The sequence below is a fragment of the Anaerocolumna chitinilytica genome, assembly GCF_014218355.1.
Classification (GTDB): domain Bacteria; phylum Bacillota; class Clostridia; order Lachnospirales; family Lachnospiraceae; genus Anaerocolumna; species Anaerocolumna chitinilytica.
In genome coordinates this window covers 1,849,462-1,871,126 of the sequence record NZ_AP023368.1, presented here as the reverse complement: position 1 = coordinate 1,871,126, position 21,665 = coordinate 1,849,462, and the positions used below count along the sequence as shown (strand labels likewise).

The 21,665-nt window shown below is 37.9% G+C and carries 19 protein-coding genes and 1 pseudogene; 5 read left to right on the top strand and 15 right to left on the bottom strand.

The window, feature by feature from the left end; translation table 11 throughout:
• The first annotated feature begins 30 nt into the window (after window positions 1-30).
• Window positions 31-1,752, top strand: a complete 1,722-nt coding sequence (locus bsdcttw_RS08110) for a S8 family peptidase (RefSeq protein ID WP_185258874.1) — start codon at window positions 31-33, stop codon at window positions 1,750-1,752.
• Window positions 1,753-1,816: 64 nt separating this feature from the next.
• On the opposite strand, the gene bsdcttw_RS08105 is transcribed toward bsdcttw_RS08110, so the two are convergent.
• Window positions 1,817-2,407 carry a dienelactone hydrolase family protein gene (locus tag bsdcttw_RS08105; protein ID WP_185258873.1) on the bottom strand — a complete coding sequence of 197 codons (591 nt, stop codon included), beginning with the start codon at window positions 2,405-2,407 and terminating at the stop codon, window positions 1,817-1,819.
• Window positions 2,408-2,481: 74 nt separating this feature from the next.
• Entirely contained in the window at window positions 2,482-3,030 is a 549-nt protein-coding gene (locus bsdcttw_RS08100) for a TetR/AcrR family transcriptional regulator (RefSeq protein ID WP_185258872.1), read from the bottom strand.
• 291 nt (window positions 3,031-3,321) lie between these two features.
• Here bsdcttw_RS08100 and bsdcttw_RS08095 point away from each other — a divergent pair, with 291 nt between their 5' ends.
• Window positions 3,322-4,926, top strand: a complete 1,605-nt coding sequence (locus bsdcttw_RS08095; RefSeq protein ID WP_185258871.1) for an amidohydrolase family protein — start codon at window positions 3,322-3,324, stop codon at window positions 4,924-4,926.
• A gap of 153 nt (window positions 4,927-5,079) precedes the next feature.
• Here the strand turns inward: bsdcttw_RS08095 and bsdcttw_RS24915 are convergent, their stop codons facing one another.
• From bsdcttw_RS24915 to bsdcttw_RS08055, 8 genes are all read right to left on the bottom strand, one after another.
• On the bottom strand, window positions 5,080-5,259 hold the full coding sequence (locus bsdcttw_RS24915; RefSeq protein WP_207726516.1) for a hypothetical protein: 180 nt from the start codon (window positions 5,257-5,259) through the stop codon (window positions 5,080-5,082).
• Window positions 5,260-5,637: 378 nt separating this feature from the next.
• Window positions 5,638-6,546 carry a LysR family transcriptional regulator gene (locus tag bsdcttw_RS08085; RefSeq protein WP_185258869.1) on the bottom strand — a complete coding sequence of 303 codons (909 nt, stop codon included), beginning with the start codon at window positions 6,544-6,546 and terminating at the stop codon, window positions 5,638-5,640.
• A gap of 312 nt (window positions 6,547-6,858) precedes the next feature.
• Entirely contained in the window at window positions 6,859-8,142 is a 1,284-nt protein-coding gene (locus bsdcttw_RS08080) for an acyl-CoA thioester hydrolase/BAAT C-terminal domain-containing protein (RefSeq protein ID WP_185258868.1), read from the bottom strand.
• A 73-nt stretch (window positions 8,143-8,215) separates the two neighbouring features.
• Window positions 8,216-9,079 carry an AraC family transcriptional regulator gene (locus tag bsdcttw_RS08075; protein WP_185258867.1) on the bottom strand — a complete coding sequence of 288 codons (864 nt, stop codon included), beginning with the start codon at window positions 9,077-9,079 and terminating at the stop codon, window positions 8,216-8,218.
• 45 nt (window positions 9,080-9,124) lie between these two features.
• Window positions 9,125-10,126 (bottom strand): serine hydrolase domain-containing protein, encoded by a 1,002-nt coding sequence (locus bsdcttw_RS08070; RefSeq protein ID WP_185258866.1) that lies wholly within the window; start codon window positions 10,124-10,126, stop codon window positions 9,125-9,127.
• A 203-nt stretch (window positions 10,127-10,329) separates the two neighbouring features.
• On the bottom strand, window positions 10,330-10,506 hold the full coding sequence (locus bsdcttw_RS08065) for a hypothetical protein (RefSeq protein WP_185258865.1): 177 nt from the start codon (window positions 10,504-10,506) through the stop codon (window positions 10,330-10,332).
• A gap of 20 nt (window positions 10,507-10,526) precedes the next feature.
• The gene (locus tag bsdcttw_RS08060) at window positions 10,527-11,087 is read right to left on the bottom strand and encodes a TetR/AcrR family transcriptional regulator (RefSeq protein ID WP_185258864.1); all 561 of its coding nucleotides are present in this window, start codon (window positions 11,085-11,087) and stop codon (window positions 10,527-10,529) included.
• Between the two features lie 176 nt (window positions 11,088-11,263).
• Entirely contained in the window at window positions 11,264-11,818 is a 555-nt protein-coding gene (locus bsdcttw_RS08055) for a TetR/AcrR family transcriptional regulator (protein ID WP_185258863.1), read from the bottom strand.
• A 158-nt stretch (window positions 11,819-11,976) separates the two neighbouring features.
• On the opposite strand from bsdcttw_RS08055, the gene bsdcttw_RS08050 reads away from it, so the two are divergent.
• Entirely contained in the window at window positions 11,977-12,909 is a 933-nt protein-coding gene (locus tag bsdcttw_RS08050) for a ketopantoate reductase family protein (RefSeq protein WP_185258862.1), read from the top strand.
• A gap of 97 nt (window positions 12,910-13,006) precedes the next feature.
• Here bsdcttw_RS08050 and bsdcttw_RS08045 read toward each other — a convergent pair whose 3' ends face one another.
• From bsdcttw_RS08045 to bsdcttw_RS08035, 3 genes are all read right to left on the bottom strand, one after another.
• On the bottom strand, window positions 13,007-14,356 hold the full coding sequence (locus bsdcttw_RS08045) for an FAD-binding oxidoreductase (protein ID WP_185258861.1): 1,350 nt from the start codon (window positions 14,354-14,356) through the stop codon (window positions 13,007-13,009).
• A 385-nt stretch (window positions 14,357-14,741) separates the two neighbouring features.
• Complete coding sequence (locus bsdcttw_RS08040; RefSeq protein ID WP_185258860.1) at window positions 14,742-17,165, bottom strand: flavocytochrome c; 2,424 nt, start codon at window positions 17,163-17,165, stop codon at window positions 14,742-14,744.
• 133 nt (window positions 17,166-17,298) lie between these two features.
• Window positions 17,299-17,898: an NADPH-dependent FMN reductase gene (locus bsdcttw_RS08035; RefSeq protein ID WP_185258859.1), complete on the bottom strand. Its 600-nt coding sequence runs from the start codon at window positions 17,896-17,898 to the stop codon at window positions 17,299-17,301.
• A gap of 182 nt (window positions 17,899-18,080) precedes the next feature.
• Between bsdcttw_RS08035 and bsdcttw_RS08030 the strand changes: the two genes are divergently transcribed.
• The gene (locus bsdcttw_RS08030; protein WP_185258858.1) at window positions 18,081-19,019 is read left to right on the top strand and encodes a LysR family transcriptional regulator; all 939 of its coding nucleotides are present in this window, start codon (window positions 18,081-18,083) and stop codon (window positions 19,017-19,019) included.
• A gap of 1 nt (window position 19,020) precedes the next feature.
• Window positions 19,021-19,965, top strand: a complete 945-nt coding sequence (locus bsdcttw_RS08025) for an FAD:protein FMN transferase (protein ID WP_185258857.1) — start codon at window positions 19,021-19,023, stop codon at window positions 19,963-19,965.
• A gap of 195 nt (window positions 19,966-20,160) precedes the next feature.
• On the opposite strand, the pseudogene arr reads toward bsdcttw_RS08025, so the two are convergent.
• Window positions 20,161-20,499: pseudogene (arr, locus tag bsdcttw_RS25320) on the bottom strand (NAD(+)--rifampin ADP-ribosyltransferase); the annotation flags it as partial.
• Between the two features lie 502 nt (window positions 20,500-21,001).
• Entirely contained in the window at window positions 21,002-21,550 is a 549-nt protein-coding gene (locus bsdcttw_RS08015; protein WP_185258855.1) for a GNAT family N-acetyltransferase, read from the bottom strand.
• Window positions 21,551-21,665 lie beyond the last annotated feature (115 nt).

The following is a 21,665-nucleotide window of genomic DNA, read 5'->3' as shown; positions in this document are numbered from 1 at the left end:
TATTTTCATTATTAGAAGGAGTCTTAATAAATGACCTTGGAAGAACACTATAAAATTATAAGTAATGATTATGCCGATTTATTTATAGAGTATAATAGAAATCCAAAATTATTAGAGATTTTCCCTAATTCTACTCCTCATTTGATAAATACTAGATTTGCTATTGCTTATGTTCCTTCCAATCAATTAAATAGTACCTTTATCAGTCAATTCAGTTATTCCGCCATACCTAACCTGTATGGCCTAACAAGCCAGGAAAGCCTGGAGGCTTCCGGTGTCCGGAAACTACGAAGGATTCCTGGCTTTAACCTTCTTGGTAAAGACGTATTGGTCGGCATCATTGATACGGGAATTGATTATAAAAATCCAATTTTTCTACATCCGGATGGTTCCTCTAAAATTCAATATTTATGGGATCAAGCCCTGGATAGTAATAACGTACCGGAACGGTTTTTCTACGGCACAGAATTCACTAAAAATCAGATAGATCAGGCATTAACAAATAATGATCCATTGTCTTTGGTTCCAAGTACGGACGAAAACGGCCATGGTACCATGCTGGCAGGAATCATGGCCGGCTCAGAGGATGTAAAAAATAATTTCTATGGAGTTGCCCCGGAAGCTGACCTTATTGTTGTTAAATTAAAACAGGCAAAGCAAAATTTAAAGGATTTTTATATTATTCCCCCTGATAACCCCTGTTATCAGGAAAATGATATTATGTGGGGTATCGAGTACATTTTACAAAGGGCAGAAGAGCTAAAACGCCCCTGTGCCGTATGTATCGGCCTTGGCTCTTCCCAAGGTGGACATGACGGAAGAGGTGCATTAAGTAACTTGTTATCGATATACAGTGGTGTACCAGGTTTTATCATCTGCCTTCCCGCCGGTAATGAAGGAGATAAAAAACGGCACTACAGTAATTTCATTACTCCTTCAGACGCCCCCAAAGCTTTTGAACTGAATATTGGAGAACAGGAACTTGGCTTTTCTATGGAATTTTGGGGCAATCCCCCAAATATTTATTCTATCGATATTTCATCTCCTACCGGTGAATTTATACCAAGTATAACCAAAAGCCTCAAATCCCACCAGCTTGTCTCCTTTCTCTTTGAAAAAACTTTAATTGATGTTGATTATCAATTAATAGAATCACGTACTTCTGCAGAATTAATTTTACTGCGCTTTCATAATCCCACACCCGGTATATGGAGATTCCATATTTACAGCAAAGGAAATACCATGGGAGCTTATAATATCTGGCTTCCCATGAATGGTTTCATTTCAAAGGACACCTATTTTCTCCAGCCAGACCCTTATACGACTATTACTTCCCCCGGGGATGGAACAGCACCTATCACCGTTACAGCTTATAATCCGGATAATGATTCTTTGTTTCTTGGAGCAAGCAAAGGTTATACCCGGGATGGAATTATTAAGCCAGAGCTTGCTGCTCCCGGTGTAAATATAGTCACGCCAACCCTTGGTAATGGCTTTATCTATTCTTCCGGTACGGGAATCGCCGCTGCACATGTTGCCGGAATATCTGCTATAATGCTGGAATGGGGTATCATTCGTGGATTTTATCCGGATATGGATACCGAAGTAATTAAAAAATATTTGATTCGAGGTGCAAAGAGAAGCAATACCCAGCAGTATCCGAACAAAGACTTGGGTTATGGTATTGTAGATATCTATAATGTCTTTAATGTATTAAGAACAGATTTTCCATCGGTACCCAATCAATACTAACAGAAGTAAGTCTATCAAATTATCTTCTGTTAGTATTGAGTAACGAACTTGCATTACATATCCTTTATAACAAACTATTTAGAAAGTGTCGTATATACATTTTTGCTATTTGCGTTTGTTCCTTGTTAAAGCGATCAGAATAACAATCCATAAATCCATGACTTGCCTGTAATATATGTAAATCGACATTTGGTTTCCCACCAAGCTGTTCAGCGACAATTTCTACCTCGAAGGAATCATGCTTCGCAAAAAGTAAAAGCACTGGATTTGATGGTTGTAGTGACATATATTCGCGGATACGAGAACCATAACAGCATATAATTCCATCACAATTTGTCTGCTCACAACACCTCCAGGCAATCGTGGCACCTACACTAAACCCAATAATAAATACTTTATCATAGGTAAGCTTTAGCTCTGAAACTAATTCTTCTATTCCCTTGTAATATTCAAACCCCTTATTGTTCAAGAAATACTGATACGCTTGTGCAGCTTCTGAATACAAAAACCGTTCTCTATGTATCATGTCAGGGCAAAACACATCAAATCCCTGCAATTTATAGTCATTACAAATTCCTTCTATAAAGCTATTTATCCCATAAATTTCATGCAGGATTATTACTGCATTTTTTTTATTACTTGCTTTTCTGATCATTTAGTTGCCTTTCTAAATAATTCATTTCTGCTTATCACACAAATACATTCACAATGCCTTGGATGTTTTACGATTTAGAAAATTGCGGGCTGTTTACCGAATAACCTGTTTAGCGTATCTGTAATCTCTATCGGGTTATCTTCATTAAACTGAGTAATCGCAACCCTGACCGCAGTAAAGAGCATTGCAGCACGCACGTGTATAAAGTACTGCCAGCTTCTGTTATCCAGACCAACTTCTTCTTGGATAAAATTTAGTTTATCTCCAATTATAAAAGCAAGTCGAGTTTGAAACTCTCCGTATAGATTGGCTTTAATCAAAGATAGAAATAGTTCTTTATGACCAAGCCAGAGTTCAAATAGAGATTTGACAATCACATTGGAATCGGAATAAGGACCAACGCGCCAGATTAATTCAGTGAAGACTTCTTCCATTTGATACAGCACAACATCTGATTTATCGTCAAACAAACGATAAAAGGTAGCTCTGCCGACTCCAGAAGCTTTTACAATATTTGTGATAGAGATATCCTCATAATTATGTGTTCGTATCAATTCTTCTAACCCTTGGCAAATGAGCTTTGCGGATTGTTTTTTGCGTTTATCATTTCCGATGCGATACATTATTGCTGCTCCTGTTCCACTTCTTGAACTTGTATTGATTTTGTTCAGTTTTATGATATATTTGTATCATAACTCCTGGTTTTTTGCAATAATTTACGGCAATCAGACAGCCAGAATGGGGCTGATTTATTATCTCATCATGCCGAAAGCCTGGTAAATAGCCAGACGTTTTGCTTCTAAAAAAAGGTCTGACGGTGTAAAGGAGCTATATTCCTAAGGGCAGAAATTACCTCTTGGGCAGCACTGAATCGGCTACAAGAAATAATAATAAAAACAAAGGTGAAATATTACATGAAGGAAACTGAAAGAAAAAATTTGTTTAATACTATAGGTTTTATACTGTTATTAGTGCTTTTATTCGGCATTGTTCTAGTGCTGATGATCAGCAGCGGTGAACGCTGGTTTGCTTATCTGTTACTGGCAGTCAGCATCGGCTCCCTTGTATACCTGAGAAGGAAGACATTCTGGCATGGATATCGAGTCCTGCTCTGCTGGATAACGGCACTTGCCATTGCTTGGATTAGTCTGTTCATCGGCCAGCCTTCGGCTTATTTACAGCCCTATACCGCTAAGAATCCAGAACAACCCAGCGCTTCCTATCAACTTTTACTGAATAACTTAACCATTGTGGATACACAAACTGGCAAGTTAACTTCCAACATGAGCCTTCTGTGCGCTGATGGTAAAATCAAAGATATTGCTCCAGCTGGAAGTATCCAAGCAGGCCAAAATACAAAGATCATTGATGCCACCGGAAAGTATGTGGTTCCCGGGTATTTGAATATGCATATGCATGTGATAGGTGAGGAGCACACCTCTGAATCCATGGCTCTATTACTTGCCAATGGCGTCACTGGATTCAGACAAATGAGCGGCTCCGGTAAACTTCTTAAAGAATGGAGATCAGGTGCCTTTACCAGTTCTACTAGTGAGCCCGCATTGCTGACAATGCCAGGCGATATCATGACACCTATGAATGCACCAACACCCAAGGTTGCCGTAGAATTTGTCCGTCAGCAGAAAAAAGCAGGTGTTGATTTTATAAAAGTTGGCGGTGTTTCTTCGGATGTATTTAATGCAATTCAAACGGAAGCGAATAAACTCGGAATACCGGTCGTAGGACATGTGCTTCCCGATATGGACTTAAAAGAGGTCTCAAAAAATGGCTTTCATAGTATCGAACACTTTGGCATTAACTTCGGGGCTCTAATTTCCTGCTCAACAGATGAGAAAGCCCTAAGAGCACAGGCAACAGGGATTCCTACCAAATTCACTGAAAATCCCATCTTCGTACAACTCATGAAGATCAGGGGTATCCAACTTTTTTTGAATGAGCAGCTCATAAAATGGGGTACTAAGACTTCTGGAGGTTCAAAAGATGAAACACAGTTGACACATATTATTAACACTTACAGTGAAGAAAAGGCAATAGAGCTTGCCGATGTCTATGTCAAATATAATACCTGGCAATGCCCAACTATGGTTCGCATGCATTCCGGTTTGTTTGGTGGAAGCAGTGCAGCTACTGCCCAGAGTCTCTATAATCTATATTTAAGTCTTGTCAAAACTTACGATCTGGAAGGCGTTAAAATGATGGCTGGAACCGATGGAAGCGAAGGTGACGCTATTCACAAAGAATTTGATGAACTTGAGAAGGCCGGCATCTCCCCGCTCCATGTTCTTCAGATGACGACCTTAAACGGAGCTGAGTTTCTGGGACGCCTGAATGATATGGGCACTGTAGAGATCAACAAGGATGCCGATTTGGTACTTCTGGATGCAAATCCCATAGAGAGTGTTCAAAATCTTCATAAGATTGACGCTGTTATACGTGCAGGTTCCTTTCATAGCAAGGAGGAACTAGACTCTATTAAGGAAAAATATAAAAACGATTAAAAAATCAGGCCGAAATAACTTTTTCGGCCTGATTTTTACTCCATATGTATTAATAAACTTTGATAAAAGCGTTTTATATTAAATGTACTTTTTAGAATAAGTTTTTATGTAGCTTTATTTATCAAATAATGCACCCCTTCATTCGAAATTCTATTAATTAATCATTTTGTTCGATAAATCTGATGAAACTGGTGTTTCTATATTGTAAAATGATGGTATCCACCCCCACAAATAAGGGACGTATGATTGAAAATAAACCAAAAAATATTTTTCCAAAACCCCATAGGACCCCTCATCGTACTTTCTCACCCTTTTGTCTTTTCTGCCTTTCATGTTGTTCTCCTTGTATTTTAAAGTAGTAGTTATTGAGTAAAAGCAAGAATAATATTCCAATTCCAAAGCCACCTTTTACTGTCGCAGCAAAAAAATCAACTAAATCCATTGGCTACTGGATTGGTATAGTCAATAGGCAGCAATTCTTCATAAAAATTAGTCTGATGTAAAAATTGGATTCTCTTTAGTTAGTCTTGACTAACTTATGTTTAAAAAAATTTGCCGCTTACAACTGCAAATTCCATCTATATTAGCAAATTAACTCTTTAATCTTTGCTATCCATAGTATAAACCCTAATTTCAATAAATAAAAATATATTATTATATATATACACATAAACATTTATATATTAATTTGCAACAAAAAAGCATACTAATTTATTGGTATGCTCTTTCGCTGTAATTACCTGTAATATTGAAATATTGCATTACATATTCACGGAAATTTCTTGCCGCTTTTGAAAAATAACGTTGCTCTTTCCATACAAGTTGCAGAATATTCTTAAAATTAATTCCCTCAATCTTAAGTAAAACAACAGGCAATTTCTTTTCTTCCTTTTCAGAACAAGGTAAAAAAGACACACCAAGCCCAGCTTCGACCAAGTTTATAACCGCTGTATATTCACTGCACTCACAGATAACATTTGGTACAAATCCACTCTTTTTGCATATTTCATTACAAAATTCCTGCTGGCTATAATTCGCTTTTAATCCGATAAAGGCTTCGTCCTTCAAATCCTTAAAAGAAACTGTTTGGTAACTAGCTAGAGGGTGCAATGGTGGGACTGCTAAATAAATGTCTTCCTCTGCCAATTTCATGGTAGAGAAATTGGTATTCTCATCAATGGTGTTGATAAAAGCAAAATCGATTTCATCTTTCTCCAATAGATAAAGCTTTTCTCGATCATCACCTGACTGTGTAATATGAAAATTAACTTTTGGATATAGACATGAAAAGCTGCCCAAAAATTTACCGAATTCCTTATTCAAAGATGTGGTTGCAATAGAAACAGAACCCATTTCATTTCCGGACAAATCAGATATTTCCTGTCTTCCTTCTTCGACCTCTTTTAATATTTTATCGGCACGTTTTAGAAATACTTTTCCATATTCATTTAAAACAATATTACGCCCTGTTCGATTAAACAAAGGAACGCCCAAATCTTCCTCTAACTTTGCGATCATGGCACTTAAGGCAGGCTGTGCAATTTGCAATACCCCAGCCGCTCTTGTCATGTGCTGCATCCGCGCCACAGTTTGAAAATATTTAATTTGCAGTAAATCCATGAAGCGCCTCCTTCATAATAGCTTTATTCTTATTATTTTCCTTTATTCAATAACTATTTATATATCATAGATATAATATCAAGGTTAATTGGATTTATCAAGCGCCTTCAGATTTGTTTCCGGTGACTATAATTTAAAATTGGCAGAAGAACTTGAGTGCATTAGCAAAACCAGGATGTCTATTTTAACATTACTGCATGGTTAGCATTAGTACAATAAACGCACTCAATACCAACTCTACTGAGTGCGTTTATCCATTCACAATCAATTCCTTTTTAGCTTATATAACAACCAACATATCACAAAAGATTATTATTTATCATATTGCATCTGTTTGAAAAACTGAACTGTCTCTCTCCAAGAATCTGTTGTTGCTGGTATTCCTTTTTCAATGCTACCACCATACTCTTCACAGTTAGGAATTGGCTGATACGGAAGTGTCAACATATGCCCTGCTCCTGCATAAATAAGTTTTTTGCAATTTTTTTCTTTTTTATTATCCTTCATTATTTGATATGCTTCTTCTATGTACATATCAGATGGCCAGATACTATCCGTGTTTGAAGCTATTAATAAGAAAGAAGCATTGCATTTTTCGATCTTTATTCGTGCATTAGGAAAATTGGCATTTGTATTCTTCCATGTCACAAATTTATATAATTCACGAAATGCCCTAGGATTTTTTTTAATCATACCAATTACTAATCGAAATAAACTCCCTTTGGATACTTTTATAAAATGCATTTCTTTTTCCTTGAAACTCCATGAACTATGACCTGAAGTTCTTGATCCTCCTATAATACCCTCATGAATATATGATGATGGCGTATTTGCAACCACATATTTTATTTGGGGAAAAAGGGTTGCTCCAAGCAACACCATCTCTCCCCCTTTACTCCTGCCATAGATTCCAATTCTATCAGCATCAACTTCTTGCCGTTTTGACAACCATACGATTGCATTTTCTAAATATTCCATAGGTATCCGATCTAAATTATCCGGAACATGTTTCATACCAAAATAACACAATGCTAATGTAGAGAATCCTTTCATTGCCAGGCATTGTGCTATTGCCTGTGCTTTTTCTATTCTCCCATCGCTGCCACTAACGACAATAACCGCCGGACGTTTATCATAATTGCTTCCTGTAAAATATCTTGCAAGCAACCGATCCGAAATTATATTTTCACTTACAATGGTATCATCGCAAAAAACACGTTCATGTAGATTTTGTGCAACTATAGTATTCCCCTTAGATAATTTAAATGCAATATGACATTTTCTATTCTCTTTTACTCTGGCAAGATCCTGCTCTAATTTGCTTTTGTTACCATTTACAATATGCATAGTAGTGAATACAGAAGCATCAAGGGTTTTTAGTCCATCACTGTCAAGCTTAATTTCTATAACATTTTCCCATTGACTTCCCTCATCCATAATGCGAAGATCACCGTTTATATTGTAGTAATCAGTTGTAATTAGTTGTAATTGTAGCGATTCTTCGGGATTCCCTACGATTTCAATTCTTACCTCTTCATCCATAAAAGAAATTTCTGGTGTAATCTTTATTTGATATTTTTTTACTATATTCATCATTTCTAAGCCTCCTGTCATAATTTACCTCATTATAACAGTCAGCAATTTATTTTTTTTGACCTATCTTGCTCTTTTATCGGAATAAAAAAAAGGCTTCCATCTCATAACAATTTGGTATAAATCCATTGGGATAAAACTCATATGCATAATTATCACATGGGGTATATAAATCATCATCAAGCAAGCTCAACCAGATCTTCTTTATCTGAATTGGTATCTTTTCAATCATAGGTGTCAATGTAAACATTGCATACTTATTCTCCGGTAAATATTTGGACAACAATTGAGCATCTGCCCTATCTATATATCTAATATACCTGCTATCAATTCCAGCGATAAAATCAAACTCAGAATTCCTCATATCTTCATAAGTACAAATATCCAATCCGTAAACTCCATCAACATAATTACCTATTTCATTAAAATGTAGTTTCTGTGCAGCTTGGTTAAATGTCCGGGCAACATCATGTTTCTGATTAACCCCATGATACGATAATCCTGTTATCTCAAAAGCCTCTTTATGTATTATCTGGTATTCTATTGCTGTTCCATTCGACATCATCATCTCGATATCTTCTTGTGTATGCGCATATTTGTATAAATTAAGATATGGAATCTTTCTGTCACGATAAACCTTTGGAGTAACACCAAAATAAGCTTTGAACATACGGGTAAAGCTCTCCTGAGAACTATATCCACACATCATAGCTATATTCAATATACCATTGCTTTCCTCTAATAAATTCATAGCAGCAATAGTTAGCCTTCGTTTCATTTGATAATCGCCGATGTTCTCTCCCAATACCGTTTTGATTAGTCTTGCATAATGAAATTTAGAATAATTAAAATATTTTGCAAGCTGGTCTAATGAAACTTCCTCAAATAAATGATCTTCTATATATCTAATTGTTTCAAAAACATAATTTTTTGTATTCATAACATCCCCACTAAAGACGTATAGAATTATACTGTCTCACCACGATTAAAGCAAAGGTTCGATTTTCTTTTGTATAAACTGGACGCGGTCAAAGATCCGAGGCTTGAAGGTTCCTGCGATTCCGACGCAAACGCCTTTTGCCTCGTTAATATAAATGATATTTCCTCCATCGCCTATGGCTGCATAGATTCGTTTGTTAGCGTCTATGATCCACCACAGGAAACCGTATGACATATTTCCAAACCTGTCATCCAAATCGATATATGGAGTAGAAAATGCATCAATCCATTCTTCAGTTACAATCCTATTTCCATTATATATCCCTTTTTGAAGGCACATAAGACCTATTGCGATAAGATCGTTAGCTGACAGAGCAAGTCCCCAACCAGCAGTGTTCACAATCTGCGGATCTGCATACCAGACATTGCCCTTCGGTTCCTTGCTCATTAAAAAGTTGAACTGCTCTTCTTTTGTACTGCCTTCCTTATTCGTATGACGCGGAATACTAAGGGGTTCAAAGAGAAAGGTATTGGCAAAATCAATCACCTTCATACCGCTGGCATTTTCTATCACACCGGACAGTATCTGAATCCCCAGCGTTGAATACTTGAATTCACCCGTGATGCCGTTTCTCCCACCAAGGATGTCAAGAGCCGCTTTTGTCCAGTTATCGCTGCTACAAACCTTTGTCCAGGGTTCAGACTTGTACTTGTACGGGGCTGTCATTGTGAGAAGATGGCGGATTGTAATATCATAAATTGTCTTCTCTCCACGCTTCACAAGGTAGTCCGGAAAGAACTCCAGAACTTTTTGGTCAACACTCCTGATAAGTCCTTTGTCGATTGCGATACCGGTCAATAGTGCCATGACACTCTTGGTGACTGACATGACATTAAGTGTATCCCCTCGCCGGTATCCATGCCAGTAGTCCTCATAAACTATCCTTCCGTTTTTGATGGCGGTTATCTCACATATGTTCTTCTCGTTGCCTGAACTCTCCTCTACATACTTGTGCAGCTGTTCAAATTCTGTTTTCTTTGTAATCATTTTTCTACTCCTTTAATTTGTTAAAGGATATCCTTGAAACAAAGTATAAGGGCATTAAAAATCAATTGCAACCCCCATTATAAAATTTACCGCAATTAACACAACCAAATATATCGATATTCTAATTGATACTTTGCGGTAGTGAATTTCTTTTTAAAATTAGTTCTTTTGCCATTTCGAATGAAAGAGGAAGCCTGATGAAACTATACTTTCAGTTTAATCATATACAGGATAATTGTAACAAGACATAACAACATAGTCCCAATAGATAGTACTGCATGAAAATTAACGTCCTTTTCACCTGGTCCGAATTTCATCCAAAGACCGCAAAGTAACGTACAGGCGATTGCAATGATGGAAATAATCCCTAAATATTTCATTGTTATATACCTCCTTGAAATTAATCATTTAATAACAACTTTAAAATTGTTTGAAATAACGCATCCCTCTGCTCTTTATCGTTGATATCAACTCCTGTATATTTCAAAAAATCAGTAGAACGATAAAATATGAGCTGCGAAAAAGATATGAGCTGATAAGCGATAATCCTGCACTCTGTTTCAGAGCGTTTATCTCCGATGCACTCCTTTACCATGGGAAGAATGTAGTATGGCAGTTCTATCTCACCCTCCAACAATACATAGGGAACTGTAGGCCTCGTAAGTTCTGCATAGTCAATTGTAATGTCAGACATTGTAATTAAAAACTCTTTTAGCCTCTGCTGGGGGGTAATTTTACTGTTCCTGATCACTTTCAGTTCATCGGCTCGATCCTCCAAAATTTTACTGACAGCGAGAGTTACAAGTGCATCCTTGGAACTAAAGTAATAATTTATCATGGCTAAATTTACACCTGCTTCATTTGCAATTTGTCGAGCTGTAATTTTTCTTGAATTTTTATTTTTAGTCAACAACTGTACTGTAGCTTGAATTAATGAATTCTTTACATCATCTACTTGCATTGTGTATTTCTCCTATAAGTGTTTATTAAACATGTTTAAAACAATTTTAGTTTAGCGCATCATGTTTCATATGTCAATAGAAAAAAAAGACATTAATGTATTTATCCTACATAAACACACGAATGCCTATTTTATTACCTTCATTTTTACTTATCTATTTAATATGTCAAATTAGTTTAACGTGGTATAAGATGCCTGGTGTATGGTTCCAGTAAAAACATAAGCTGCTCTGTAATTTCCTGCACACTGCAGGGCATAGAATTATTGATCCACCATTCGATAGTTCCAATAAAACCGGAAGCCAAAAAATGAGTGGTTACACCGTTTGATAATGCATGGTTTTCTGACTTTATTCCGATAACCTCGGTTACTGTTTGCGCAATAATGGCATATAAGCGGTTACTGAAAATTCCGAAGCCTTCCTTACCAAAAAGCAATTTATATACTGTATAATTTTTCTCTAAATATTCAAATATACTTTGAAATGCGCTTACACTTAGAGTGGTATCCGTACTATTGGCACAGTGATTTAGCAGCAGTTCAACATATTTTTCTATACACTTATCCAGTAAATCGAATTTATCCACGAAATGCAGATATACAGTCCCTCTGTTTATGTTCGCGCGCTCTGCAATGTCATTAATGGTTATTTTCTCAAATCCCTTTTCACCTAGAAGGTCTATGAAGGTACTTATAATCAGCTCTCTTGTTTTTTGTATTCTTCTATCCATAAAGTTTCCTTCCAGATATTCAACAAATTCGCACAATGTGTTGAGTTATCAACAGTTTGAACTATTGTAACTATTGAAATTCTCTCCCCAAATCAGTAAGCTAAGAATATCAAACACCTGTTGAAAAGTCAACAGATGATCATTCTGGAGGATGTATTATGAAAATATTAATTTTGGGCCGCGGTGTAATAGGTACACAGTACGCCTGGGCTTTCGAAAACGCAGGCCACACCGTTGAGTTCTATGTTCGTGAAGGCAGGAAGGCACAATATAGCTCCTATGTAAATTTGGAATTATGGGACGCAAGGAAAAGTAAAAAAGACAGAACAGTCAAAGAAAAATGGCCTATTGTGATGCACGAAGAGATAAAGGCCAATCACGACTATGACCTCATTATTCTGAGCGTCAACCCCGAACAGGTATCAAATGCGGTTAAGTACCTGGCACCGCGAGTTGGAAATGCAACAGTCCTTTTTTTCTGTAACTTCTGGCAGGACCCTCAATCCGCCGTTCAACCAATTCCACCCAGTCAAATTGTTTATGGCTTCCCAGGTGCCGGCGGCGGATTTGAAGGAAACACTCTTTACGGCGGACTTTACAAAACGGTTCAGTTTGGAACATTTGAACCCGAGCCTACCAAAAGGGATTTAGAGGTTCGTAAACTTTTTGCCCAGACAGACTTCAAGATAATGGTTCAAAAGGATGTAAAAAGCTGGCTCTGGAATCACTTCGCATTCAACGCTGCAATGGAAGTCGAAGTCTTAAAAACCGGCAGTTTTGCAAATGTAGTTTCTTCACGGGAAGCACTCAATGGATTAGGTTGGGATTTGAAAGAAATGATCCCTGTTTTAAAAGCAAAGGGTTCAAAGCTTGATGTTATGACAAAAGTGTTGAGCAGCCTTCCGCCTAAAGTTGTTGGATTTCTTATGAGTCACGTTGTTTTTTCTCCGAAAAGCATCTCCTATGCACTTGTGGCGCATAATCACTATAAAGTTGGCTATGCCGTACAGGAAATTATAACAGATGCCAGAAAGTACGGAATAAAGGCACCACGGCTCTACGACGTAGAAAGCTTAATTACGGAACAATGAACAGCTCCAGGAAAAAGGCATTGACGAAAAGACCTCCTATCGCAGAATAGTAATTACGACAGGAGGTCCTGCTTGTGGGGAAGATCAATCTATTATTTCATTCACAGAAAGCAGGCGGTATACTTTGCGGATAGTGGAAAACATTCTTAGGGTCATATTTGGCCTTTATCCGGGTCAATCTTTCGAAATTACAGCCATAGTATGCCTCCGGCCAATTCTCAATCAACAAATCAGGTGTATTGACATAAACACCTCGAGTGAATGGAAGCATAGCCTTACGAAAATCCTCTACCCATCGAATGCCCTGTGCCGCGCCTTCAGGAGCATCCCAAGTAGCCCAGGGTGACATATTTGATAAAGCTTTACGATAAAAATATGCCGTTTCCGTGTTTCCTATTTCAGCTACTGCTCCACCTAAGCCATGGAATAGGACGGTGGCGGTAATACCGGAAGGCGCTTCGGTAATAAAATGCTGGATGATATCAATTGCTTTATCGGGTAGCAGCTGCTCAACAAAGGGTCCGACGCTCTTGAAAGACTCCGGTATATCAGGTTGGGTAGCTCCTATCAGCGCAGCTGCTTCAAGCCAGGGTATCTCTTCAATCGTACTTTCTATAGGTGGACTAGACTGCAGCAGAGGCTCAAGCAGATATCGAAGCTCCCTCTCTGATCCAAGAAAAATCCCTTGCATCAATAATAGCGGCTTCTGACCTGAAACAATTGATAGCAGCGGCGTAAGTCGTCGGTCAGCCCCCGGTACTGTATATTGCTGCCAGACATAAAGTACCTGTTTTAAATCCTGAAGCTCCCACTCAATCCAGGCATAAGCAACCATATCAATAGGATGCGTCTTGAAACGGAATGAGGTACAAACACCAAAGTTACCGCCTCCGCCTCCCCGCAATGCCCAGAATAAATCACAATTGTGTTCAGCATTGGCATAGAGTACACAGCCGTTAGCATCGACCATTTCCACCTCTACTAAACTGTCAATTGCCAATCCCCATTGACGGGACAGACTGCTTTGTCCGCCTCCCAAGGTAAATCCTCCAATACCGGTGGTAGGACAAAGACCAGGAGGTACTACAAGCCCATCCCTACCTAGCACCTCTGCCAATTCGAAGTCACGCAGTCCAGTTTGCACTGTAACGATGCCAGACCTATTATCCAGCTCTACCCGTTTCATCTCACTAACATCAATAACAACACCTGCGTCAACTACGGATAGGCCTTCATAATTATGCCGACCGGAACGTACACGGATTGGTATCTCCCTGCTTCGCGCCCATCTTATAGCATTAATTACATCCTGTATTTCTTCGGCAAATACAATGACCAAAGGAAATCGATTAAAGAAGGTATTAAATTCCCTTCGAGCATCGTTATACTGAGGATCATCAGGTAAAACGATGCGTCCGGTTAATTCCTGCCTCCTGTCATAATTCATACAAACAACTCCTTGATTCTTATTCAAAATACATAAGCAATTTCCATGTTTGCAATCACCTAAAATTTTTCGAATTAGATTTAAACAATTCCTGACATGTTGATTCATGATTCATAATAGCTAATCATTCTCAAGCTTGTTCCCATTAAAGGCATTAAATAGAATTGCAATATGTTTACATTATAGTATGCCTTATGTCGAATTTTGTTAATTATTGTATTTCATTCTGATTTAAGAATAGTTCTCCTATTTTAAACAACCCGCTTTTCAATGAAAAGCGGGTTGTTTTGAAGATCTGTTATGAACAAAGGATAACTTCTGTAATATCAAACTGTTCAGCGCTTGAAGACTATCCTGCCTCTTATCCCCCTCCAGGCTCCAATCATCATTTGATATTATCAACTGCAGTTTTACCTGCAATCCGTCCAAAGGTAAAGATATCAGTTAACGCATTGCCGCCAAGGCGATTGCCTGCATGGATACCTCCTGCAACTTCTCCGGCTGCATAAAGATTTTTAATTGGCTGTCCGTTTTCGTCTAATACACAGGCATTGGTATCTATTTTAAGACCTCCCATGGTATGATGAACGGCTGGCTTTCTAGGGGTGGCATAAAACGGGGCTTTCTCCACTTTTAGGCTAAAGGTATCCTTATGAAATTCAGGATCAAAGCCCTGATCTACATAGGAATTATATTTCGCAACGGTATCTGTAAGAATTGCAGGATCCATACCGACTTTCACTGCCAGCTCCTCAATGGTATCAGCTCTAAATAAGGTACCAGCCTCTACCTGATGGTCTATTTTTTCCTGACTCGTATTAGCTGCAGTTTTCTTTATCTCATCATCAGCGATTAAGTAGAATAAACCTCCCTGATCGATGGCTGCTTTTGTTAAAACATCTCGTCCGGAAAATTCATTGACAAACCGTTTTCCTTCTCTATTAACAATTACAAAGTTTTCAGGTGGTACCTGAAGTCCACTGAATAATTCGCCAGTCTCAGGATCAGATACAGGCATCATCTGAGTAAATCCCATTCCAGTAAGTGCTGCTCCTACCGTTTTACCAAGCTGTATTCCATCGCCAGTCATAGCGTAGGAATTCGTTGTTCTTATATCATCATCAATGTTACTCCAGTAGGTGTTATATTCTTTTAGCATCTTTGTATTCGCACCAAAACCACCACTTGCCAGAATAACTGACTTTGAGTGTACTGTTATTTTCTGTCCATTGACACCGGTGGCAATAACTCCTTTTATTTCACCATTCTCTATTATAAATTCCTTTACCGGACTGTCCGTGATAATCTTTCCTTTGTGCTCCTCTACATATTTGCTTAGAGCTAGTATAAATGCAGTTCCATAGCTTTTCACAGGCTTATGTCCACGGCGCCAAAGTGCACCAACCGGAGCAAATACGAGGCTTTTATCATACTCAACACCTATCTCCTCCAGCCAATTTACACTCTCTAAGGCCCTGTCCGTCAGGATTTTTACCAGGTCATATTGTCCGTATATGGTGTTGCCCTTCAAGTCTGTTCGTTTTCCACCAAAATAAGTCTGCATTCTGTGAAGGAGCGGTGAATCAAATAAATATCCCTTTTGTGTGCCGAACTTGTTCTGGTAGGCAGCGAATTCTTCTTTCAATGCTCGGAAATCCTCCAGATATTCTGCGTGGATCTCACTCTCAGCTGTACTTAGTAACGCCTCAATGGTATGTCTTTCTCCCGGATTCTCTTCAAACTGGCTCTGCCATTGGGGATCTGCTGCATTGACAGGACCGCCGGAGCGTATGGTGTTTCCACCCACTGCCGGATATTTTTCAAGAACAATCGCACTGTAACCATTCTGCAGCACGGTAGACGCTGCACTCAGTCCGGCACCTCCTCCGCCTACAACCACTACATCACATGTATATTCTTCGTCTTCCCTGATTCGGCTGCTAGCTGGCTTTGGCCGTCTCTTTAAGATATCCGGATTTACCCCTGCAAGCTTTACTGCTTTTGCTACACCGTCAATGACCGCATTGCTGGTTTCTGATGCACCAGAGAGTGCATCTACATTTAAAGTCTGTCCTTCCAGGATTTTATCCGGTATTCTTACGAAAACCACATCGGCAATGCCTTCTGTTTCACCCTTGGTGTCTATCTTAATACTCTCGATTCGTTTTTCGCTAAAGGAAACTGTCATTGGAAGATTTCCGCTGTGACCAATTGCATTTACTTCATAATTCCCCGGTTCAAAGGAAAACTCCTCTTCCTCATTCAGCTGATTTGCAATTTTAGCATAGCGCATAAAGCGTAAAAAGCATATCTCCAGGAAATCTACGGTTCCTTCATTGCTAAGGTTACCGGCATCATCAAAAGCAGTATTTGCTTTACCAAGTAAAAACTCATATCCCGGCATTACGTTTGCATCCACTCCTGGTGCATCCAGGATCTGACGAAGATGCAGCTGTGCACGAGAGGACCCTTGTGTTCCAAGAGAAGCACCAACAATCATAACTGGTTTGCCAGCCAGTGGATGGAGATCAAAGCTTAACCATTCAATCAAACTTTTTAATCCGGATGGAACAGAATGATTATATTCAGGAGTAGCTATAATAACACCCTCCGCTGCAGTAATCTTATCATTAAACCTCTGGATTACTTCACCATAGGACTGATTATCTGATTGATTAAACATAGGTACATCGGTAATTTCAAGGAGTTCTATTTCTGCCTTGGATTCAAAGTGTTTTTTCATAAACTGAAGGAGTTTACGATTATATGATTTTTTTGCATTTGTTCCAACAATAGCTATAAATTTCATTGATATTCTCCTCATTTCTACGTTGCTTTTTCCGCATCACAAGTTGTGTTCACAGCGCAAACACAACTTTTGCCAAGTGAAAAATTATTATCTTTCACTCTGTGAAGGATTTCTATTTTCAACTCTTACGTTATTACTCCTGCCAGGTATATTTTGTAACCTTTTTGTTCAAAACTTTGTCTTTTAGAAGCTTTGTTGTAATATCCGTAAACAGAACAAACTCTCTAAAAATTTCTTCCAGCTCTGACACCTTATCCAAATAGATGAGATTCCCGGAACTATCAAAGGCACCTTGGGATTTTCCTAAAAGGAACTCACTGCTTGGCATGATTCTAGCAGCAAGCTCAGGGGAATCAAGTATTTGTCTTAGATGGGCCTGTGCTCTTGAGGAGCCAAGGGTACCATGAGATGCTCCTACGATTAAAACAGGCTTATCCGTAAGTGCCTGACTCGTATAGCTGATCCATTCCAGAGCGCTCTTTAAAACTGCGGGTATCGCATGATCGTACTCTGGAGTTGCTATAATTACTCCATCCGCTTTCAAGATTTTATCAGATAACTCTGCAACCTTTTCTGGAATCTCAAAATCCTCCGGTTCCATAAAAGCAGGTAACTCCTTAATTTCATATACTTCTATCTCTGCCTCATTTGCAAAATACTTTTGCATATACTGAAGCAGCATACGATTTGTTGACACATCTGAATTAGTGCCTACGATTGCTAAATATTTCATAGTAATCTCCTTCCGATATCGAAACAATTACCTATCTTTAATTTTCACAACTATGGTCATGTGTTTGATATTATTTTAACATGCCATACTTATATTATCTAATAGTTATTCATTGAAGTTTGATAACAAATTTGTTATAATCAGAAAAATCAAATTCTATCGTTACCGAAGGAAGTAAGGAAATGTCAAACATCGGCTCTCAAGATATCCTTTTTTATATTGATGCCCTTTTAAAATACAGCAATTATAGTAAAGCTGCTAAATCACTTTATATCTCTCAGCCTTATCTGACACAGATTATTAAAAGGGTGGAACATGAGTTAAACTGTGAACTGATCTCCCGTAACAAACTTCCCTTTCGTTTAACCGAACAAGGGAAAATCTACTATCAGTATTTGACTACCTTAGAAAACAACTACACGAAGCTGCTTCGTGAAATATCAGATGTATCAGACAGTGATACCACAGTGATAAGGATAGGAGTACTTCCAAGTCTTGGCACTTACCTTTTACCACTTTTTTTACCTGAGTTTTTGAACACCCATCCAAACTGCAGAATTGAGCTTGCAGAGATTTTACCGGAGAAAAGCGAGAAGCTCACACAAAACAATGAATTGGATTTTTGGATTGGACAAAATTCCAGCAACATTTCACCAAATTTAAACTCTGTTAGCTGGGGAAGACACCGATACAGGGCTGTAATTCCGCGCTGCTGTAATCTATATCAGAAAGATATCGCAATCATTCCAGAAGGAATGATCGATATAAGTGAAGTCTTAAGTCAAAAACTGATACTAACTTCCAAGGGCTCTGCCATCAGAAAACAGATTGACCATCTATTAAACGTGTATAAGGTAGAACCCCATATCATCCTGGAAAGCACTGAAATCAATACTGCACTTAAGCTGGCTACGAATAATTTAGGGTTGACTATTATACCCGAAAGCGTCTATGTTAAGGAGTGCCCGTCGGATTATAATATATATCCCATTCCCATTGATGAACTAAGTTTGGATTATTTTATAGCATATCAAAGTGAAAGAACCCTGACCAGTATCGATAATGACCTGATAAGCGCCTTTCTAGTTCACGGGCAGAACAATTCCAAGATAGGAGAATGAAATGACTGAGTATACAAAGATTATCTATCTTATGGGAACAAAAATCTCCCTCTATATCAAAGGAAACGATGCCGAAGGTCTGGTTAAAAAGGCTGAGGACATGCTGATTCATTACAACAAAGTCTTTAGTGCTAACACCGATACCTCACAGCTTGCCATGCTAAAGAAGACAGCTGCGATCGCTCCCCAGAAGGTAGACGATGAGCTGTATGAACTGATTAAAATAGGAAAAAAGCATAGTTTATGCGAAGATAGTTATTTAAATATAGCAATAGGCCCATTAATAAAATTATGGAGAATCGGTTTTAAAGAAGCACAGGTGCCAGAAAAAGAAGCAATCAAGAATGTGCTGGAGCTTTTAAAACCTGAAAATATACAATTGGAAGACAGGGGAAAAACTGTCCATTTCTTAAAAAAAGGTATGGAAATAGACCTTGGTGCGATAGCGAAAGGTTATTTTGCTGATAAAGTAATGGAGTTATTTAGGGAACATGGAGCTGTCTCAGCTATGGTGGATCTGGGGGGCAATGTTCTTGTTCTTGGAGAATCCCCTTCCGAGGGCGGTGATTGGAAAGTAGGAATTCAAAATCCGTTATTACCTAGAGGAAATGCGGCAGCACTTGTCACAATCAGAAACCAATCGGTTGTAACTTCAGGAATCTATGAGCGAGTTCTTGAACAGGAAGGCAGTAAATACCACCATATATTTAACAGCCAAACAGGCTATCCTATAGAAAGCAACATCGCTTCTTTAACAATTATTGCTGACAGCTCCCTGGACTGCGATATCTATACTACCAAACTGTTTGGATTAGATGCTGCCACAATTATCCGCAGCGTTAACCAAATGAAGGATATGGGTGCTGTTGTAATAACGTTGGATGGAGCTCTCGCTTACACTAATAATTTAAAGGGAAAGATTTTCTATTCAGCTCCGGAGCTATAAGACTAATACAATAATATCTCTTTAATCTTTGCTTCAACAAACCCAGCTGCCGCCTGCAATTCTTCATTGCATCTCGGGAATTTTTAAATAAAGTAACTATTTTACCTAATTGAAACATATTCAGTTAATAATTTCACCCTTGCTTTTTGCTAAATTTTCACGCCATTTGCTTCGTTCCGCAGTTGTTAGTTGCCTCCACTCTGTTTCCTCACCAATAATTCTTAAAGGTTCTTTTGAGCGATAAGAACGTGTTAAGTTACCTGGAAATTTTTTGTCGGTAACGTTAGGGTCGTTTTCAAATTCTCCTGTTGGTTCTACTATATAAACGCGTTCTCTTCCTTCTCCTTTTGCTAATGCTGCTGCAAGTCCTGCGCCATTGGTATTAGCTGTAAAATAAATGTGATTCATTTGAAGACCAGACTGGTAATTTGAAATTCCGCCCGCTGTCAGTAAATCACCAACCTTTAAATCTGCCTTTGTCCCATGATAAAACGGTCCTTTATCAGTTGGCTTACCTTTATATAATTCAGACAAATCATAATTTCTTTTTGCATTATCCGTATCCTGCAACTCCTCATAACACCAAGAAATGTTTGCATACAATGTTGGGTATGCACTCTTTACATTATCATCATTTATATTTAAGGCACACTGTAAAGACGTTTCCATCCATTTTAATTTGTCTGCAATATTCTTTTGTTGACGAGCTAAATGATAAGCTGCAATAAATTTTTCATAGTCATTTGTTGCTTCATTCCATGCTTTATGAAACATCGAGATTGCTTCTTCTTCGTTCCCACTATCTTCTAAACCCATCCCCATTATACAGAGTTTAATAATATTATTATTGGGATCAAATTTTATATTCATCTAATCTTACCTCCAAATTAATGAAATCACATACAGATATAGTATTAATGCTTTTTCAAATTAAATCTTTATTATTTCATCCCTGTAAAGTAGCTCATTGCAATATTTTTCCCGAAGTCTTTACATAATAAACTCGCTTTATTCGGGATATTAAATTACTTACAAGTTATTGATTTTGTTCATTTAAATTCCATTCTCTTTTAAGAATCGCATATAAATAACTGTTCACATATATAGGATTTCCAGTACTATCGTTTTTAAAAGTAACGTCTTCAATGAAATGCCCTTCTTGTCTCATTCCTAAACGCTCTAATAACTTAATTGATGAATAATTATCGTCATTGCATTGCGCGTATACTCTACGACCTCCCACTTCACTAAAAATGTGATTGAGTACAGCAATACAGGCTTCTGTAGCATACCCATTATTCCAAAACTTTTCATTAAAGTCATAACCAATTTCGTAAGTTCCTTTCTCTCCTTCCTGTGAAAAGTTAATATCACCAATCATCTTTCCACTATCTTTTAAAATAACTGCCATCACATTATCCAATGTAATTCTTCGTTCTATGGCGGAAGTGCATTCTTTGTATGTCTGTGGTTCAAAATCTTCATACTTTGCTGTACTTTCTAACCTCATATATTCATAAAAGTCATCAATATCACTCGAAATAAAATTTCTCAATATCAGTCTTTGGGTTTCAAATTTTATCATAACATATCCTCTCACATTAAATTACAACTACGTCTTTATTTTAGTAAGGCATCACTTTTATTTCTTTCATTTTCATTACCTTTACTAATATGAATAAGCTATATTATACCATTAT

Excerpts from the sequence above, each read along its gene's own strand:
- bsdcttw_RS08050 (WP_185258862.1), top strand. The coding sequence starts at position 11,977 with ATGAAAATATTAATTTTGGGCCGCGGTGTAATAGGTACACAGTACGCC.
- bsdcttw_RS08075 (WP_185258867.1), bottom strand. The coding sequence starts at position 9,079 with ATGAATACAAAAAATTATGTTTTTGAAACAATTAGATATATAGAAGAT.
- bsdcttw_RS08060 (WP_185258864.1), bottom strand. The coding sequence starts at position 11,087 with ATGCAAGTAGATGATGTAAAGAATTCATTAATTCAAGCTACAGTACAG.
- bsdcttw_RS08055 (WP_185258863.1), bottom strand. The coding sequence starts at position 11,818 with ATGGATAGAAGAATACAAAAAACAAGAGAGCTGATTATAAGTACCTTC.
- bsdcttw_RS08100 (WP_185258872.1), bottom strand. The coding sequence starts at position 3,030 with ATGTATCGCATCGGAAATGATAAACGCAAAAAACAATCCGCAAAGCTC.
- bsdcttw_RS08040 (WP_185258860.1), bottom strand. The coding sequence starts at position 17,165 with ATGAAATTTATAGCTATTGTTGGAACAAATGCAAAAAAATCATATAAT.
- bsdcttw_RS24915 (WP_207726516.1), bottom strand. The coding sequence starts at position 5,259 with ATGAAAGGCAGAAAAGACAAAAGGGTGAGAAAGTACGATGAGGGGTCC.
- bsdcttw_RS08035 (WP_185258859.1), bottom strand. The coding sequence starts at position 17,898 with ATGAAATATTTAGCAATCGTAGGCACTAATTCAGATGTGTCAACAAAT.
- bsdcttw_RS08105 (WP_185258873.1), bottom strand. The coding sequence starts at position 2,407 with ATGATCAGAAAAGCAAGTAATAAAAAAAATGCAGTAATAATCCTGCAT.
- bsdcttw_RS08085 (WP_185258869.1), bottom strand. The coding sequence starts at position 6,546 with ATGGATTTACTGCAAATTAAATATTTTCAAACTGTGGCGCGGATGCAG.
- bsdcttw_RS08110 (WP_185258874.1), top strand. The coding sequence starts at position 31 with ATGACCTTGGAAGAACACTATAAAATTATAAGTAATGATTATGCCGAT.
- bsdcttw_RS08030 (WP_185258858.1), top strand. The coding sequence starts at position 18,081 with ATGTCAAACATCGGCTCTCAAGATATCCTTTTTTATATTGATGCCCTT.
- bsdcttw_RS08070 (WP_185258866.1), bottom strand. The coding sequence starts at position 10,126 with ATGATTACAAAGAAAACAGAATTTGAACAGCTGCACAAGTATGTAGAG.
- bsdcttw_RS08080 (WP_185258868.1), bottom strand. The coding sequence starts at position 8,142 with ATGATGAATATAGTAAAAAAATATCAAATAAAGATTACACCAGAAATT.
- bsdcttw_RS08065 (WP_185258865.1), bottom strand. The coding sequence starts at position 10,506 with ATGAAATATTTAGGGATTATTTCCATCATTGCAATCGCCTGTACGTTA.
- bsdcttw_RS08025 (WP_185258857.1), top strand. The coding sequence starts at position 19,021 with ATGACTGAGTATACAAAGATTATCTATCTTATGGGAACAAAAATCTCC.
- bsdcttw_RS08015 (WP_185258855.1), bottom strand. The coding sequence starts at position 21,550 with ATGATAAAATTTGAAACCCAAAGACTGATATTGAGAAATTTTATTTCG.
- bsdcttw_RS08095 (WP_185258871.1), top strand. The coding sequence starts at position 3,322 with ATGAAGGAAACTGAAAGAAAAAATTTGTTTAATACTATAGGTTTTATA.
- bsdcttw_RS08045 (WP_185258861.1), bottom strand. The coding sequence starts at position 14,356 with ATGAATTATGACAGGAGGCAGGAATTAACCGGACGCATCGTTTTACCT.